Here is a 16199-nt window from a genome sequence, read left to right as displayed (position 1 = left end):
CGTGAATCGGTAGCGTTGACGGTCCGTCGATCGCGGTGGCGGTGCCCGTCTATCGCCGGTTCCGGGGGTGCCGCGCAAAGCTCGCCGGTCTTGTGACTATCACCGGCACCTGCGCCCCGTGTAGTACGGCTCTACTGACCGAACCGAGCGGCATCGCGGAGAATTCGTCGTGCCCGCGGCTGCCGACGACGATCGACCGCGCTTTCTCGCCCGCCTCGAGCAGTCGCCTGGCGGGGTGGTCCTCGACCACGACACGCCTCACCGTCACTTCCGGATACGCCTCGCTGTACCCTGCCAAACTCCGGTCGAGCAATCCCTCGCCACCCTCCCGCGATTCGATGAGCGAGCCGGGGAAGCCGGACAACGCGTGGACCGCAACGAGATCGGCGCCGCGAAACGCCGCTTCGTCGAAAGCCAAGGAGACGGCTGCCGCGCTGCTCGTGGAGGCATCGACGCCGACGACGACAGGCCCGTCGCCGTGCTCGACGCCACGGGGAATGACGGCAACGGGGCATCCCGCCTGCCGCGCCAGCGCGGTGCTCAGCGATCCCAGCATCGCGCGGCTGAACGCGCCGAGGTCATGGGCGCCGACCACGAGCAGCCGCGCGGTCTCGGATCGGCGGCGCAGAACCGGAACGGGGGCGGCGTTGGTCAACTCCGCGGTCACGTCGATCCGATTGATCGGAGCGGATTCGGCGATGGCCGTGGCGTACGCGATCTCCAACGCGTCCGGGCCGCCCCAGCGATAGCTGCCGGGGGCGGACGGCCCGAACTCGACGCCGGAACCGTGGTCGCCGAGGCCACCGGTCAGATAGACGAGGTGCAGCGGTGCGTGGCGGTGGGCGGCGTCGATGGCGGCCCAGCGCACGGCGGCAAGCGCCACCTCGGAACCGTCGACACCCGCGAGGATCGGAGCCTTGCTCGAAGTGAACATGGGTTCTCCTCCGGTTCGCATGCGGGGGCCGTTGTCGGGCCGGGTCGAGATCGTGGCGGCGTACCTGCGAGTGTCCGTCTCCTCGGCGAGGCGGCAGTAGAGCAACCGGTAGCCAGCGGCGAAGGACCAAGGTCCCGCTCTTGCACCCGGCCGGGAGCCGCCTTCCCCGCGGCGACCTCTGCGGCGAAGTCGCGGAGCACGGATGGTGCGTTCGAGCCTCGACTGGTGATACATCCGCTGGCCTCGCCGAATCAAGGGCGGTGCCGAGGCAGACGGGTACGGGCGCGACTACGGGAAACGGGTAGTCGGCTACTCGCGTCGGCAGGTCGAGGAGAGCGAAGGCTCGACTGCATCCTCGGGAGCATGCCTGTCTCGGGGGAGGTGATCATGAGAAACGATTCGCGAGTATTCCTTGTCGCGGCGGCCGTAGCGGGACTGCTCGGCGCGGTGTCGGCACCGGTCGCGGCACCGGAGCCGGTTACCACCGTGCCCAACCCGTCGCCGGTCACGTCGCAACCCGCTTGGCCGAACAGCACGCCCACGGATGACTGGCTGCCCAAGACTACGCGGTCCGATTGGACGACCACCCCGACGACGCCGGAGCCCACGACGGGGAAACGGGAGCCCAAAACCACGACTGAACCGGAGCTCACAACCACGACGACCAGGCCGGAACCGACAATCACGACGAATCCGGAACCGACAACCACGACGACAAAGCCGGAGTCCACAACCACGACGCAACCGAGTCCGACGACGACCACGACGACGAAACCGGTCGGGACAACCGCGCCGCCACCGAGTTCCGGTCCGTCCCCTGTACCGACCGAGAGTTCGGCCGTGCTTCCCGCACCCGTTCTCACCGCGCCGGCCACTGCGGAACGCGGCACCGTGATCACTGTGCACGGCGAACGCTGGCCCTGCGACCTGGTGCGGGTGCTTCCGGATTGGTCCGCGGCGGTGACCGCCCAGGTTCAGGGCGGTTCGTTCGATGCTCGCGTCGATGTGCCACAGGGAGCCGCACTGGGTCTGCACTCCATCCCCGCCGCCTGTGCGGGAACCTCTCAGCGCATTGTCGCGAAGACGTCCGTGGAGATATCACCCGCGCGGCTCGTCCCCACATCCAACGGAGCCGGAATCCCGGAACCGCCCGGCGAGCCTCCGCCTCCTCTGGGACAAGCCGATGCGGGCAACCCGGACACCGGCCCCATCGGCATAGTGGGCCTCGGAGGGTTCCTCCTTGCCCTCGGTGCCGCGGCTCTGGTCATACGGGGTCGCGGGAAACGCCCGGGCGGCGCGTCGCACGATGAGGATCCGCATCTGCCACGGGTACATGTGCGTGTGGTCGCGGACGGCCCCCCATCCATCCACGTTCGCCAGGTCGCCCGCGCTCCCGACGTCCGGGTGCGGCTGCGGGCCCGCGAGCCATGGCTGAATGTCAAGGAGGTATTCGGATGACAAGTCCAGCGTTGATCAGGGCTCGGACAGTACTGTTCCAGAACGCTCCGCACGATGTCGGTGTGGGCGAGTTGGCCGAGCGCCTGCACGAAAGGGGCGCCGAACACTTGGCACTGCGCCGGGCGCCGGGCGTGGCCGCACTACTGGAGTCGGCGGCGCTGCACGAGGTGGCCGAGACGATAGATGGGCTGCTCGAGGTCGACTTGGGCACTGTCGCGATCGAGGGTTGGCGCCGCTACGACCGGCTACGCATGGCGGCGATGCGTACAAGTGCGGGCGGAGCCGAGCAGGTGACGCTGTTCGAACACGAGATCACCCAGACCTACCATCCGTGCCTGGATGTCACCATCGACGGAAACCCGGTGGGGGAGTTCACGATCGAACTCTGCGTCGCGCTACTGCTCCAGCCGCTCGCCGCCACCGTTCGCAACGGCATGCTGGCGGCGCTCGGCCCCGGCGATTGCACCGTGACGGTATCGATCGGCGCGCCGGAGCTCGGGCCCCGATCATGAAACGCCAACGTACGCTGCACACGGCGACCATGATCGACCTCCGATGGCCCATCCCGCTCGTCGAGCAGCCCGGAGCCTCGTCGGTCGATCGCGTGCACCGGGTGCGTCCGCCGCAATCGCGGTGGACCGGCGGGTGATGAAAAAGTATGGACGTCAGGGCATGTCGCCGCCCGGGCCTTCACCGGCCGGGCCGTGCTCTCATTCCGTCGAGCCGGAAGCGCGGCGAGAGCTGTCGGTCGTGCAGCTGACATGGGTGGACGGCTTGGGGCCGACCATCAGGCCGGTGGATGCCAGCTCGGTGTTGAGCCGGTCGAGCGCGATGCCCGGCTCGACCACGGCGGTGGCGGCGGCACGGTCCCCCGACACCACACGCGTGCAGTATTTACTCCGGTCCATGACGATCGCCGCGTTGCGGCATTGCCCGGCCAGGCTCGTGCCGCCACCACGCGACACCACCGGCACGTCGTGCGCGCGACAGACGGCGACCGCCGTGGCTGCGTCCTCCGGTGTGCGCGGCGCGACCACCCCGAGGGGGACGGCGCGATAGTTGGACGCATCCGTCGAGTACGTCGCGCGGCTTCCTGAGTCGAATCGAACCTCGCCGTCGATCCGCTCGGTGAGTTCCGCGCGCAGTGCCTCCAACGGCCATCTGGAACGACCGGAAGCGCTGTGATGGCCGGGCAATTGAAGCGAACGCGCCATTTCGGGCACATCCTCTCGACGACGGCAGGTGAGCATCGGAACAGACGAGAACACCGCGCGGATACCCGTCCGGTCGCCGCGTATGCCTCGGGTTGAGGGCCGCCGGCCGGGGTAATCGGCCCCGGAGACGACACCTCGAAGGCGGACAGGAGAACGACATGGCTGACCAGGTCGCCGACTATGTCTTGCGACGGCTGCGTGACTGGGGCGTGCAGCAGGTGTTCGGCTATCCGGGCGACGGCATCAACGGCTTGATCGCCGCGTTCGGGCGGGCCGACAACAAACCCGCCTTCATTCAGGCGCGCCACGAGGAGATGGCCGCGTTCCAGGCGGTGGGCTACGCGAAGTTCAGCGGCGAGGTCGGCGTCTGCACTGCCACGTCGGGTCCGGGAGCGATCCATCTGCTCAACGGCCTCTACGACGCGAAACTCGATCACGTGCCGGTCGTGGCGATCGTGGGGCAGACCGCGCGCAGCGCGATGGGCGGCAGCTATCAGCAGGAAGTCGATCTGCAGAGCCTGTTCAAGGATGTCGCCTCGGACTACTTGGTCGAGGTGAACGTTCCCGATCAATTGCCCAACGCGCTCGACCGCGCGTTCCGTATCGCGACCACCCGCCGGGCCCCCACGGCGCTGATCATCCCCTCCGATCTGCAGGAGGAGCGCTATCAGCCGCCCGAGCACGCGTTCAAGCAAGTGCCATCCAGCCCGCCTTCGGCACTGCATGCCACGGTCACCGCGGATCGCGCAGGCATAGAACGAGCCGCCGAGATCATCGACGCCGGGTCGCGGGTGGCGATCCTCGTCGGGCAAGGCGCCCGGGACGCCGCCGAGCAGGTGATGGAGCTGGCCGAGATCACTGGAGCCGGGGTGGCCAAAGCCCTGCTCGGCAAGGACGTGCTATCGGACGACCTGCCGTACGTGACCGGATCCATCGGGCTCCTGGGTACCCGGCCCAGCTATGAACTGATGCGCGACTGCGACACCCTGTTGATCATCGGATCGAATTTCCCTTATTCGCAGTTCCTTCCGGACTTCGGTCAGGCGCGTGCGGTGCAGATCGACATCGACGGCGCCATGATCGGCATGCGATACCCCACCGAGGTCAACCTCGTCGGTGACGCGAAACGAACACTCACCGAACTGCTTCCGCTGCTGAGCCGCAAGTCCGATCGCAGCTGGCGGACGACGATCGAATCCAACGTGCGGCGCTGGTGGGACACGATCGAACGCCAGTCGCTGCTGGACGCGAAGCCGGTCAATCCCATGCGGGTGGTGTGGGAACTGTCGCGGTACATCCCGGAGGACGCCATCGTGACCGCGGACTCCGGGTCGTCCACCAACTGGTATGCCCGCTGTCTGCGGTTCCGCGGGCAGATGCGGGGTTCGTTGTCGGGGACGCTGGCGACCATGGGGCCCGGTGTGCCGTACGCGATCGGCGCGAAGTTCGCCCACCCGGACCGGCCGGTGGTCGCTCTCGTCGGTGACGGTGCGATGCAGATGAACGGCGCGGGCGAATTGCTGACCATCAGCCGTTACCACGAGCAGTGGCGCGATCCACGGCTGGTGGTGTGCGTGTTCCACAACAACGACCTGAACCAGGTCACGTGGGAGCTGCGCTCGATGGGGGGCGCGCCGAAATTCGAGGAATCGCAGTCGCTGCCGGAGGTCTCCTACGCCGAACTCGCCCGCACGTACGGCCTGGGCGCCATCGCCGTGGACGACCCGAACGACCTCGCGCCCGCCTGGGAAGCGGCGCTGTCGGCCGAGCGGCCCACGGTGCTCGACGTCCGCTGCGATCCGGAGGTACCGCCGATCCCACCGCACGCCACCTGGGACCAGATGAAATCCACCGCCGAAGCGGTGCTGCGGGGCGACCCCGACGCATGGCATCTCGTGGCACAAGGCGCGAAAGCCAAGGCCCAGGAATTCGTCCCCGGCCACCGCGGGTGATCTCGCCGGTAGCAGGTGAGGAGTATCGATGACTCAGGTGTCGTATCCACTCGCACCGCAGGTCACACCGACCAGGCCGTTTCCGGCGCGGACGGCTCCGAAGGGCTCGGTGTTGTGGCGGCTGGTCACCACGACGGACCCGAAGGTGCTCGGCATCATGTATCTCGTCGCCGCGACCGCCTTCTTCTTGCTCGGCGGTCTGATGGCGCTGCTCATGCGCGCGGAACTGGCACGGCCGGGCCTGCAGTTCCTCTCACCCGAGCAGTACAACCAGCTGTTCACCATCCACGGCACCGTCATGCTCCTGCTGTATGCGACTCCGACGGTGTTCGGATTCGCCAACGCGGTCCTTCCGCTGCAACTCGGAGCACCCGACGTGGCATTTCCACGGTTGAATGCCTTGAGCTTCTGGCTGTTCCTGTTCGGCGGGACGATGGTGGTCTCCGGATTCGTGACACCCGGCGGCGCGGCTGATTTCGGATGGACGGCGTATACGCCACTGAGCGACATCATCCACGCGCCAGGCCCCGGAGCCGATCTGTGGATCATGGGCTTGGTCGTATCCGGTTTGGGCACCATTCTCGGCGCGGTGAACATGATCACCACCATCGTCTGCCTGCGCGCGCCGGGCATGACGATGTTCCGCATGTCCATGTTCGGGTGGAACATCCTGGTGACCAGCGTGCTGGTGTTGCTCGCGTTCCCGATTCTCACCGCCGCCTTGATGGCGCTGGCCTACGACCGGCATCTCGGCGGGCACATCTACGACGCCGCCACCGGTGGCGTCCTGCTCTGGCAGCATCTGTTCTGGTTCTTCGGGCACCCCGAGGTCTACATCGTGGCACTGCCGTTCTTCGGGATCATCAGCGAGATCCTCCCCGTGTTCAGCCGCAAACCCCTGTTCGGCTATGGACCTCTGGTGTACGCCACCATCTCGATCGGAGTGCTGTCGGCAGCGGTATGGGCGCATCACATGTTCGCGACCGGGGCGGTGCTGATGCCCTTCTTCTCGATGATGACCTTCCTGATCGCGGTGCCGACCGGGGTCAAATTCTTCAACTGGATCGGCACCATGTGGAAGGGGAACCTGACTTTCGAGACCCCGATGCTGTTCGCCGTCGGCTTCATCGTCACTTTCTTGTTCGGCGGACTGTCCGGCGTCATCCTCGCCAGCCCGCCATTGGACTGGCAGATTCACGACACCTATTTCGTCGTAGCCCACTTCCACTACGTGTTGTTCGGCACGATCGTTTTCGCCACTTTCGGCGGAATCTACTTCTGGTTCCCCAAGATGACCGGGCGCTACATGGACGAACGCCTGGGCAGGCTGCATTTCTGGACGACATTCGTCGGCTTTCATACGACCTTTCTGGTCCAGCACTGGCTGGGCGCCGAGGGTATGCCCCGCCGGTACGCCGACTATCTGCCGACCGACGGGTTCACCGCGCTGAACGCCATCTCGACCATCGGATCGTTCATTCTGGGCGTCTCGATGGTCACGTTCGTATGGAACGCGTTCCGCAGCTACCGCTACGGCGAGGTCGTCACCGTGGACGACGCCTGGGGCGGGGGAAATTCACTCGAATGGGCCACGACCTGCCCGCCTCCTCGGCACAACTTCTACGAACTCCCCCGTATCAGATCCGAACGCCCGGCCTTCGAACTCCACTACCCACACATGCGAGAACGGATGCGCGCGGAATCGTACGTCGGCTGGGGCTCGTAGGTGGCATGAAGCTGGTGTGATCATCGCGGTTCGCCGCGATGGTCGGCCGGGGTGTAGGGGATGTTGGCGGCGCGGTTCTCATCGACCCGGATCGCGCGCCCGAGTTGCGGGAAGGCGCGCTGGGCGCAGTCGGGGCGTTCGCAGATCTTGCAGCCCGCGCCGATGGGCACCGCGGAGGTGTCGTCGTGGATGGGCAGGCCGTGGGAGTAGACGAGCTTGTCGGCGTAGGCGAGGTCGCATCCCAGACCGATCGCGAAATCCCTTCTGGGAGAGAGGTATCCGGGGGTGCTCTCGTCGGTGGTTCGGGCCGGCCAGAGGTATTTGCGTCCGTCGGGCATCTCGGCGATCTGGGTACGGATCCGACCGGGTGCGGTGAAGGTTTCGTGGACGACCCACAGCGGGCAGCTGCCGCCGACCCTGCTCGCGCAGTGCGCGCAGCCGTCCGCCCGCATACATCTTCTGCATGCTCGCGAATGTAGCACCACAAGAGTTCGCAATTTCCACAAATTTGCTGATTTCGGTACGCAAAATTCGGCATTTGTAACGGATTTCCCGCGTGCATAGGCGTGGGTAGTGTGCGAAAAGAAACCCGGAAATTGATGATCTGGAGGCTTCCGTCGTGAAAAACCACTTCGTCCGCACGCGCCGCTCCGCTGAGCACTTCCCCCGCGAGGAGCACCTCGCGTGGCGGATCGCCGAGGTTGCCGCGGACCCGGTGGCGGTCGCTCCGGAGACCGAGGAGATGATCGTCAACCGGATCATCGACAACGCGGCGGTCGCGGCGGCGTCGGTGACGCGTCGTCCGGTGGCCAACGCGCGCGCCCAGGCGCTGGCGCACCCGTACCAGCCGGGCGCGACCGTCTTCGGCGTCGACGGTCGATGCTCGCCGGAGTGGGCGGCCTGGGCCAACGGCGTGGCCGTGCGCGAACTGGATTTTCACGACACGTTCTTGGCCGCGGAGTACTCTCACCCCGGCGACAACATCCCGTCGATCCTGGCGGTAGCCCAGCATGCCGGACGCGGCGGGCGGGATCTGATCCGCGGGTTGGCGACCGGATACGAGATCCAGGTGGACCTGGTGCGGGCGATCTGCCTGCACGAGCACAAGATCGACCACGTCGCCCACCTCGGCCCCTCCGCCGCCGCCGGTATCGGCACGCTGCTCGGCCTGGACATCGAGACCATCTATCAGGCCATCGGTCAGGCACTGCACACCACCACCGCCACCCGGCAATCGCGCAAGGGAGAAATCTCCAGTTGGAAGGCCTACGCACCCGCTTTCGCCGGGAAGATGGCGGTGGAAGCGGTCGATCGTGCCCTGCGCGGTGAAGGCGCGCCGTCGCCGATCTGGGAAGGGGAGGACGGCGTCATCGCCTGGCTGCTGGGCGGCCCCGACAAGGAGTATTCGGTGCCGCTGCCCGGCCCGGGTGAACCCAAGCGCGGCATACTCGACACCTACACCAAGGAGCATTCCGCCGAATACCAGAGCCAGGCGCCGATCGACCTGGCGCGCCGGTTGCGTGAGCGGATCGGCGACCTGGACCGGATCGCCTCGATCGTGCTGTACACCAGCCACCACACGCACGTGGTGATCGGCACCGGATCGGGCGATCCGCAGAAGTTCGACCCGACAGCGTCCCGCGAAACCCTCGATCACTCCGTCATGTACATCTTCGCCGTCGCCCTGCAGGACGGCGCCTGGCACCACGAGCGCTCCTACGCCCCCGAACGTGCGCAGCGGCCCGACACCGTCGAGTTGTGGCGCAAGATCTCCACCGCCGAGGACCCGGAGTGGACCCGGCGCTATCACTCGACCGACCCGAACGAGAAGGCGTTCGGCGCCCGTGTCGAGGTCACGCTGAAGAGCGGCGAGGTGATCGTCGACGAACTCGCGGTCGCCGACGCGCACCCGCTCGGCGCGCGGCCATTCACCCGGGACCAGTACATCGCCAAGTTCCGGACGCTGGCCGAGGGAGTGATCGACGCGGGCGAGCAGGACCGCTTCCTCGACGTGGCCCAGCGCACCCCGCAGCTGTCCGCCGAGGAACTGGGTCAGTTGAACTTCACCGTCTCCGACGAGGTACTCGCGCGGGCGCCGAAATTGCCGAAGGGACTGTTCTGATGACCGGTCTGCTGGCCGCGGCCACGCCGGCCGCCGACAAACGCGCCGCGTTCCGCGCGGGGCTGGCCTCCGGAACGATCCAGCGTTTCCCGGGTGCGTTCAATCCGCTGGTAGCCAAGCTGATTCAAGAAATCGGCTTCGAAGGCGTGTATGTCTCCGGCGCGGTGGTCTCGGCCGATCTGGCGCTGCCGGATATCGGGCTCACCACCTCGACCGAGGTGGCGGAGCGCGGTCGGCAGATCGCGCGCGTGACCGATCTGCCGGTGCTCATCGATGCCGACACCGGCTTCGGCGAGCCGATGAGCGCCGCGCGCACGGTCTCGATGCTGGAAGACGCCGGAATCGCGGGCTGCCATCTCGAGGATCAGGTGAATCCGAAACGGTGCGGTCACCTCGACGGCAAGGCTGTGGTGCCGGTCGAGGAGATGGTGCGCAGGCTCCGGGCCGCGGTGTCCGCCCGGCGGGATCCGAATTTCGTCCTCTGCGCGCGCACCGACGCCGCCGGGATCGAAGGCATCGACGCCGCGATCGATCGGGCCGGGGCCTATGCCGAAGCGGGCGCGGACCTGATTTTCACCGAGGCGTTGCGCACCGTCGCGGATTTCGAGAAGTTCCGGGCCGCGATGCCCATTCCATTGCTGGCGAATATGACCGAGTTCGGTAAGTCCGAACTCATCCCGGCGGCGACACTGGAGCGGATCGGCTACAACGCGGTGATCTACCCGGTGTCCACCCTGCGGTTGGCGATGTTCGCGGCCGAGGCCGGGTTGCGGGAGATCTTCGAGCAGGGCACGCAATCGGGCTTGCTCGATCGAATGCAGCCCCGCTCTCGCCTGTACGAGCTTCTCCAGTACGAGCGATACAACGAATTCGATTCCGACATCTTCGATTTCACTCTGGGAAGGAACCAGTGATGAACACCGCATCGCCAAGCGATTCGATGGGGGGCGGTGGTCGGGCGACGGGTGGGCCGGAGGCCGCGGTACCGACCATAGCCAAAGGCCTGGCAGGCGTCGTCGTCGACACCACCGCCATCTCGAGGGTTGCGCCGGAAACCAACTCTCTGACCTACCGGGGCTACGCCGTACAGGACCTGGCCGCGCACTGCGGTTTCGAGCAAGTGGCGTATCTGCTCTGGTACGGCGAGTTGCCCTCGGACGCCGAACTGGAGCGGTTCCAGCAGCGAGAACGCGCGGCCCGCCGGGCCGACCGGTCACTGCTGTCGCTGGTGGCCAAGTTGCCCGACACCTGCCACCCGATGGATGTGGTCCGCACCGCCATCAGCTACCTCGGCGCGGAAGACCCGGCCGAAGACGACAATTCGGCGAACGCCAACCGCGCCAAGGCTCTTCGCATGTTCGCGGTGCTGCCGACCATCGTCGCGGCCGACTATCGCCGTCGCCATGGCCTGGACCCGATCGCACCGCATTCCCATCTGGGGTACGCGGAGAACTTCCTGAACATGTGCTTCGGGACCATCCCGTCGCGCGCGTTGGTGGAAGCGTTCGAAGTGTCGTTGATCCTCTACGCCGAGCACAGCTTCAACGCCTCCACCTTCGCCGCCCGCGTCGTCACCTCCACGCAGTCGGACATATACAGCGCCGTCACCGCCGCCATCGGCGCATTGAAAGGGCCCCTGCACGGCGGCGCGAACGAAGCCGTCATGCACGACATGCTGGAGATCGACGACCCCGCGCTGGCCCAGGCATGGTTGCGTAACAAGCTGGCGCGCAAGGAGAAGGTGATGGGCTTCGGCCACCGCGTCTACAAGAACGGTGACTCCCGCGTCCCCACCATGAAGAAAGCCTTCCTGGATATCGCCGCGGCGACCGACGGCCAGAAGTGGGTGCGTATATACGAGGTCCTCGAGCGCACCATGCGCGAGGCCACCGGCATCGAACCGAATCTCGACTTCCCGACCGGCCCCGCCTACTACCTGCTCGGTTTCGATATCGAGGTGTTCACCCCGATCTTCGTGATGAGCCGCATCACCGGCTGGACCGCGCACATCATCGAGCAGGGCGAATCCAACGCGTTGATCCGGCCACTGAGCGAATACGTGGGCGTCCCGCAACGGACGGTCGTCGCCTGAACTTTCCGCACCGCGGATCGTGCTCAGGTGCGATCGGCCGGGAACCGGGAGGAGTTGTCGGCTGGGCCACGGCGCTCCTCAGAACCGATCGGAGTCCGGCACCTTACTGATCTCCGCCATGGCGGCGCTGGCCTGTGTGTGACGACTGCGCGCAACGGGAATTCAATAGGGGGCAGCGGCCCTTGCGGCCCCGCCCTACACTCGACGCACACGCAAGCTCTCCACGGAGGTGATCGGCGGTTGAATCCCATGAATCCGCGCGACCAGCACACCGCACGTTATGAAGCCGGTTATCAGCCGGGCGATTACCGTGATCCCGGGTACGGCCAGGATCGCGGGTACAGCCAGGCCTCGGGATACGGCCAGGATCACGGGTACGCCCAGGATCACGGGTACGCCCAGGATCACAGATACGACCAGGATCACAGATACGACCAGGCGTCCGGATACGGCCAGGACCAGGGACAGGGCGCGTATCAGCACTCCGAACGCCCGGAGAGGCAACCTCGGTCGCGGCAGGAGCCGGACGTCAATATCGGCATGTTCGTCGGCGGTGTGATCGCCGCGGCGGTGGTAACCGCGCTCGCGGCGTGGTTGTGCGCCTGGATCATCGAGATCATCGCCACCCGGGTGAGCGAGAGCGGCAAGTTCGGGGTGTGGAACCCGATGGCCCAAGATGCGTACTGGTTCGCCGTGGTGGCATTCATTTGTGCGCTGTTGGGCGGGGTGCTGTGGTATCTGTTGCGCTTGGGCACTCCGTCGCCGGAGTTGTTCTTCGGCTGGATCGTGGGCATTCTGACCGCCGCGGCGGTGATCATTCCTCTGGCACTGTCCAGCGACCTCTGGGTCGGCATCTCCACCGGGATCGAACATTTGGTGATCGGGCTCCCGATCCTCAGCCTCGTGCGCATGGTGGGCGCGAAGAGCATCGTGCCCCGGTGATCGACCCTGCGCAGTGTTTGCACGCGCGCTGCCGGAGCCGGATGCCCATCCTTGCTCGGGGGTGGCCGTGGCATCGGAGGATACGTCGGGTGTGGGAGCGCGGTTGACCGAGGGGGGTGCACCTTCACTCGGCTTGCCGACCCATCCGCTGGGTATGTGACTGCCTATTCACCCTACCGCCACCATTGGTGGTGACGGCAGGGCCTGTCGTCCGCGGTAACGACGCACGTGGTGCCGCAAGCTGTGTCGTCGGGATGCGAGAAAACCACTACAGCAGTGGGAATGGACGGTACTCGCACTGGCTGATGTCTCCGGAAGCCGGGCGACTGAGACTGGGTTGCGATGAGCCGAGGCGGGACGCTGGACGATCATTATGTTAATGGATATTCTTATACTCTGCCGACGTGTGGTCGTCCTTGTGCTCGCATGATCGGTGCTCGGCTCAATGAGGAGTGGCGCAGGTATGGATGGACTCAGGCGGCGCGGCGTCGAAACCCGTTGTGCGATCACGATCCGGAGCAACCGGTCTCCGAGGCGTCGAACTCGGTGCGGCCCGAACGGCATGACGGATTTCCTGCGGCTACCGTGATGAGCGCCTGAGGTATTCGATGCTCGCTCGATGGAAGACGATCGCCGCTGCGTTGGTAGCCGTGGCGGTGACCACCGTTCATCTCGGTGTCGTGTCCGCTTCGGACGGCGCACCGGCCCATTGCCCAGAGTTGTACGTCGTGGCGATTCCCGGAACGTGGGAAACGTCCAACACCGATCCGGGCAAAGGAATGCTCGCGCTGAGCCTGAATGATCTACCCGGGGATGTCCAGGTCGACTATGTCCCCTACGCGGCAACGGCTTTCCCATGGGAAAGCGAAGTGTACGGTCGCTCCAAACAGGAGGCGATCGACAAAGCGCGCGTCCTGGTATCGGCGATGGTCCAGCTGTGCGGGGCCACCCGGATCGCGCTGCTCGGCTACAGTCAAGGCGCGGACGCGGCAGGTGATCTCGCGGCCGAAATCGGTACCGGACTGGGCGTGGTGCCGCCACACCGGGTCGTGCTGGTCGGGCTGATCTCCGATCCTCGTCGCTCACCCGGCGACCTTCTGATCGGGCCGCCTGTCCCGGGTGCGGGCGCGATCGGCCCTCGCGCAGGGGGTTTCGGCTGGCTCACCACGCGGACCTACACCTTCTGCATCGCGGGTGACCTGTATTGCGCGATGCCGGACGGCGACTTCGCCGGACGCATCGCCGGCTTCTTCGTGCAACTGTCGAATCCCGATCCCGGCAACATGGGTGAATACCAACGGCAGGCAATCGAAATCATCGGTGACGCACTGGCCGCGGGAGGCCTCGGTCTCTTGTCCGATCAGCTCAACGCCTCCGCTTACGAACAGCGGAAGCGGCAGATCGATGAATTCCTGAAGTCCGGCGTCCACCAGAGTTATCCCGCGTACGCCATCGGCCCCGATGCGGCCACGCCGTTGACCTGGCTGCGCCAGCGCCTCATCGAGGCGACGAGTTCCTGACCCTCCGTTCGGTAACGAGCACCTCGCCGCTGGAGCCGGTATCCACCGCGCCTGATCCGAGTGCACTTCTGCACCGGTATCCGGGATCCGGTGCGCCGCGACCTGGCCGCGGTCCACGATGGCGTGCGCCTGTGCGGGCCTGTTCTCGGCCTGGTCGAACGGCACATTGCCCGCGACACGCGACCAGGTCGTCGAACACCTCGCCGAGACGCTGACCGCTTACCGTCGCCTGTACCGCCGAGCCCCGTCCGATGATTGACGGCAGCTGCCGTCAGTTCTAAATTGAAGGCACTTGCCGTCAGTTCGAAAGGTGCGTCATGGCCCTGTTCAACCCGAAGACCGAGACGTTCGAGGAGTTCGATCCCGCCACGCGGGCTCGGCTACGGTCGGTGGTCGACTTCTTCGAGCGGAAGGGCAAGCAGGCGCTCACCAGCGACGCGCACCGAGCGGAGTGGTACGAGGACTGGATGCGGTTCCTGGCGGAGAGCCGGATCATCGCCTACATGGCGACCCCGCGGGCGAGTTCGGGCGCGGATCCGGAGAAGCGCTGGGACACCGCGTTCATTTCCCGGTTCAACGAGATCACCGGCTTCTACGGATCGCAGTACTGGTATGCGTGGGGCGTCTCCACGCTCGGCCTCGCCACCATCTGGCAGAGCGCCAACGGCAAGGCGCATCTGCGTGCGGCCGAGGAACTCGACCGCGGCGGGATCATCGGGTTCGGGCTGTCGGAAAAGGACCATGGCGCCGACATCTACGCTACCGATATGCTGCTCTCTCCCGATGGCGCAGGGGGTTTCACCGCCACGGGCAGCAAGTACTACATCGGCAACGGCAACGTGGCCAGGATCGTGCCGACCATCGGCAGGCGCACCGACCTGGAGGGTTCCGACGCGTACGTCTGGTTCATCGCCGACAGCCAGCACCAGAACTACCGGCTGGTCAAGAACGTCATCCACGGGCAGAACTTCGTCTCCGCCTACGACCTGGTGGACTATCCCGTCTCGGCCGACGACGTACTCCACGTAGGCCGCAAGGCGTTCGACTCCGCGCTCGCCGCGGTCAACCTCGGCAAGTTCAACATCGGCATGGTCGCGTTGGGGATCGTGGAGCACTGTTTCTATGAGACGATCAACCACGCCGCCGCCAAGGTCCTGTTCGGGCACCCTGTCACGGACTTCCCGCAGGTGCGCCAGATCCTGAGCGACAGCTACGTGCGCATGACCGCCATGCGGCTCTACCACGAACGAGCGATCGACTACATGCGCTGCTCGACCCCCGAGGACCGCCGCTTCGTGATGTTCAACTCCATCGGCAAGATGAAGGTCACTCGCGAGGCCGAGCGCGTGTTCCGTGAACTCTCGGATGTCATCTCCGCCAAGGGATTCGAGAAGGACTCCTACTTCGCGACGGCACGCGGCACCATCGACTCGATGCCACGGCTGGAGGGCACCGCACACGTCAATATGGCCTTGACGTTGAAATTCATGCCGAACTTCTTGTTCAACCCCGCGGAACTGCCGCCGGTCCCGGTGCGACGGGATCCCGGCGACGACGAGTCGCTGTTCCGGCAACCGGGCGCGGCGGGGTTGGGCGCAGTGCGATTCGCGGATTGGCGGCCGGCGTACGAACGCTATCGGCACCTGCCCAACGTGGCATTGTTCGTCGAGCAAGCCGAGCGCTTCACTCATTTCCCCGTGCAGGCACCGCCTACCCCGGCCCAACTCGAGGATCTGGACTATCAGCTCGCGGTGGGGGAATTGTTCACGCTGCTGCCTTACGGACAGCTCATCCTGGAACAAGCCGAGATCAAAGGGGCGTCCGAGGACATTGTGGACTCGATCTTCGAGATATTCGTGCGCGACTTCTCCTCGTACGCGCTGGGAGTCTTCTCGAAAGCCTCCTCGACCACCGCTCAACAGGATTGGGCGCTGAGCGTGCTGCGTAAGCCGATCATCGACGTCCAGCGAACCGCGCGCCTGCACGACGAGGTGATGAGCCACGCGGGCGTGTTCGAAATGAACCCGTAGCCGGCTGCCCCTCCTCGACGGCGCACGCCGTCGCCGTCGAGGACGGTCGAGATTGCGCAGGAACCTGTTCCCGTACGCTTCTCTGTGAATTTCGAATAACTTTTCGCCGTGCGGGCGATGACCGAGCGCGCGGTTCGCCGGTGGGCAGCTCGCTGAGAATTTGTGGAGGTTGGCGTGGGCGTCGAGGTCAGGACCGAGAGTGTGACCAA

General features: G+C 65.9%; 12 protein-coding genes. 9 read left to right on the top strand and 3 right to left on the bottom strand.

Annotated features, from left to right (window positions below):
* Positions 1-49: 49 nt before the first annotated feature.
* A complete protein-coding gene (locus ACWESM_RS32740) occupies positions 50-934 on the bottom strand; it encodes a universal stress protein (protein ID WP_364433701.1) in 885 nt (294 codons plus the stop codon).
* Positions 935-2388: 1454 nt separating this feature from the next.
* On the opposite strand from ACWESM_RS32740, the gene ACWESM_RS32735 reads away from it, so the two are divergent.
* Positions 2389-2904: a hypothetical protein gene (locus ACWESM_RS32735; RefSeq protein ID WP_452495071.1), complete on the top strand. Its 516-nt coding sequence runs from the start codon at positions 2389-2391 to the stop codon at positions 2902-2904.
* A 198-nt stretch (positions 2905-3102) separates the two neighbouring features.
* On the opposite strand, the gene ACWESM_RS32730 is transcribed toward ACWESM_RS32735, so the two are convergent.
* On the bottom strand, positions 3103-3606 hold the full coding sequence (locus ACWESM_RS32730; protein WP_452495069.1) for an FAD-binding oxidoreductase: 504 nt from the start codon (positions 3604-3606) through the stop codon (positions 3103-3105).
* 158 nt (positions 3607-3764) lie between these two features.
* Between ACWESM_RS32730 and ACWESM_RS32725 the strand changes: the two genes are divergently transcribed.
* Together ACWESM_RS32725 and ctaD are read left to right on the top strand one after the other, a co-directional pair.
* Positions 3765-5558: a thiamine pyrophosphate-requiring protein gene (locus ACWESM_RS32725; RefSeq protein WP_452495067.1), complete on the top strand. Its 1794-nt coding sequence runs from the start codon at positions 3765-3767 to the stop codon at positions 5556-5558.
* A 28-nt stretch (positions 5559-5586) separates the two neighbouring features.
* On the top strand, positions 5587-7284 hold the full coding sequence (gene ctaD, locus ACWESM_RS32720) for an aa3-type cytochrome oxidase subunit I (protein ID WP_379253502.1): 1698 nt from the start codon (positions 5587-5589) through the stop codon (positions 7282-7284).
* Positions 7285-7304: 20 nt separating this feature from the next.
* Here ctaD and ACWESM_RS32715 read toward each other — a convergent pair whose 3' ends face one another.
* A complete protein-coding gene (locus ACWESM_RS32715; RefSeq protein ID WP_452495065.1) occupies positions 7305-7736 on the bottom strand; it encodes a DUF2083 domain-containing protein in 432 nt (143 codons plus the stop codon).
* Between the two features lie 167 nt (positions 7737-7903).
* On the opposite strand from ACWESM_RS32715, the gene prpD reads away from it, so the two are divergent.
* From prpD to ACWESM_RS32685, 6 genes are all read left to right on the top strand, one after another.
* Entirely contained in the window at positions 7904-9406 is a 1503-nt protein-coding gene (gene prpD, locus ACWESM_RS32710) for a 2-methylcitrate dehydratase PrpD (RefSeq protein WP_452495063.1), read from the top strand.
* Positions 9406-10320, top strand: a complete 915-nt coding sequence (gene prpB / locus ACWESM_RS32705) for a methylisocitrate lyase (RefSeq protein ID WP_364433681.1) — start codon at positions 9406-9408, stop codon at positions 10318-10320. The genes prpD and prpB overlap by 1 nt, the downstream gene beginning before the upstream one ends.
* A 26-nt stretch (positions 10321-10346) precedes the next feature.
* Positions 10347-11498: a bifunctional 2-methylcitrate synthase/citrate synthase gene (locus ACWESM_RS32700; protein WP_452495122.1), complete on the top strand. Its 1152-nt coding sequence runs from the start codon at positions 10347-10349 to the stop codon at positions 11496-11498.
* Positions 11499-11747: 249 nt separating this feature from the next.
* Entirely contained in the window at positions 11748-12440 is a 693-nt protein-coding gene (locus tag ACWESM_RS32695) for a DUF6069 family protein (protein ID WP_452495060.1), read from the top strand.
* A gap of 608 nt (positions 12441-13048) precedes the next feature.
* A complete protein-coding gene (locus tag ACWESM_RS32690) occupies positions 13049-13960 on the top strand; it encodes a cutinase family protein (protein WP_397280877.1) in 912 nt (303 codons plus the stop codon).
* 317 nt (positions 13961-14277) lie between these two features.
* Positions 14278-15990, top strand: a complete 1713-nt coding sequence (locus ACWESM_RS32685) for an acyl-CoA dehydrogenase family protein (RefSeq protein ID WP_452495059.1) — start codon at positions 14278-14280, stop codon at positions 15988-15990.
* Positions 15991-16199 lie beyond the last annotated feature (209 nt).

The organism is Nocardia sp. NPDC003999, from assembly GCF_053604885.1.
The sequence above is the reverse complement of the archived record's forward strand: the minus strand, read 5'-3'. Positions and strand labels throughout refer to the sequence as shown.

What these genes read in the sequence shown, in the direction of transcription:
- ACWESM_RS32715 (WP_452495065.1), bottom strand. Translation starts at nt 7,736, where the DNA reads ATGCGGGCGGACGGCTGCGCGCACTGCGCGAGCAGGGTCGGCGGCAGC.
- ctaD (WP_379253502.1), top strand. Translation starts at nt 5,587, where the DNA reads ATGACTCAGGTGTCGTATCCACTCGCACCGCAGGTCACACCGACCAGG.
- ACWESM_RS32735 (WP_452495071.1), top strand. Translation starts at nt 2,389, where the DNA reads ATGACAAGTCCAGCGTTGATCAGGGCTCGGACAGTACTGTTCCAGAAC.
- ACWESM_RS32700 (WP_452495122.1), top strand. Translation starts at nt 10,347, where the DNA reads ATGGGGGGCGGTGGTCGGGCGACGGGTGGGCCGGAGGCCGCGGTACCG.
- ACWESM_RS32730 (WP_452495069.1), bottom strand. Translation starts at nt 3,606, where the DNA reads ATGGCGCGTTCGCTTCAATTGCCCGGCCATCACAGCGCTTCCGGTCGT.
- prpB (WP_364433681.1), top strand. Translation starts at nt 9,406, where the DNA reads ATGACCGGTCTGCTGGCCGCGGCCACGCCGGCCGCCGACAAACGCGCC.
- ACWESM_RS32695 (WP_452495060.1), top strand. Translation starts at nt 11,748, where the DNA reads ATGAATCCGCGCGACCAGCACACCGCACGTTATGAAGCCGGTTATCAG.
- ACWESM_RS32740 (WP_364433701.1), bottom strand. Translation starts at nt 934, where the DNA reads ATGTTCACTTCGAGCAAGGCTCCGATCCTCGCGGGTGTCGACGGTTCC.
- ACWESM_RS32725 (WP_452495067.1), top strand. Translation starts at nt 3,765, where the DNA reads ATGGCTGACCAGGTCGCCGACTATGTCTTGCGACGGCTGCGTGACTGG.
- ACWESM_RS32690 (WP_397280877.1), top strand. Translation starts at nt 13,049, where the DNA reads ATGCTCGCTCGATGGAAGACGATCGCCGCTGCGTTGGTAGCCGTGGCG.
- ACWESM_RS32685 (WP_452495059.1), top strand. Translation starts at nt 14,278, where the DNA reads ATGGCCCTGTTCAACCCGAAGACCGAGACGTTCGAGGAGTTCGATCCC.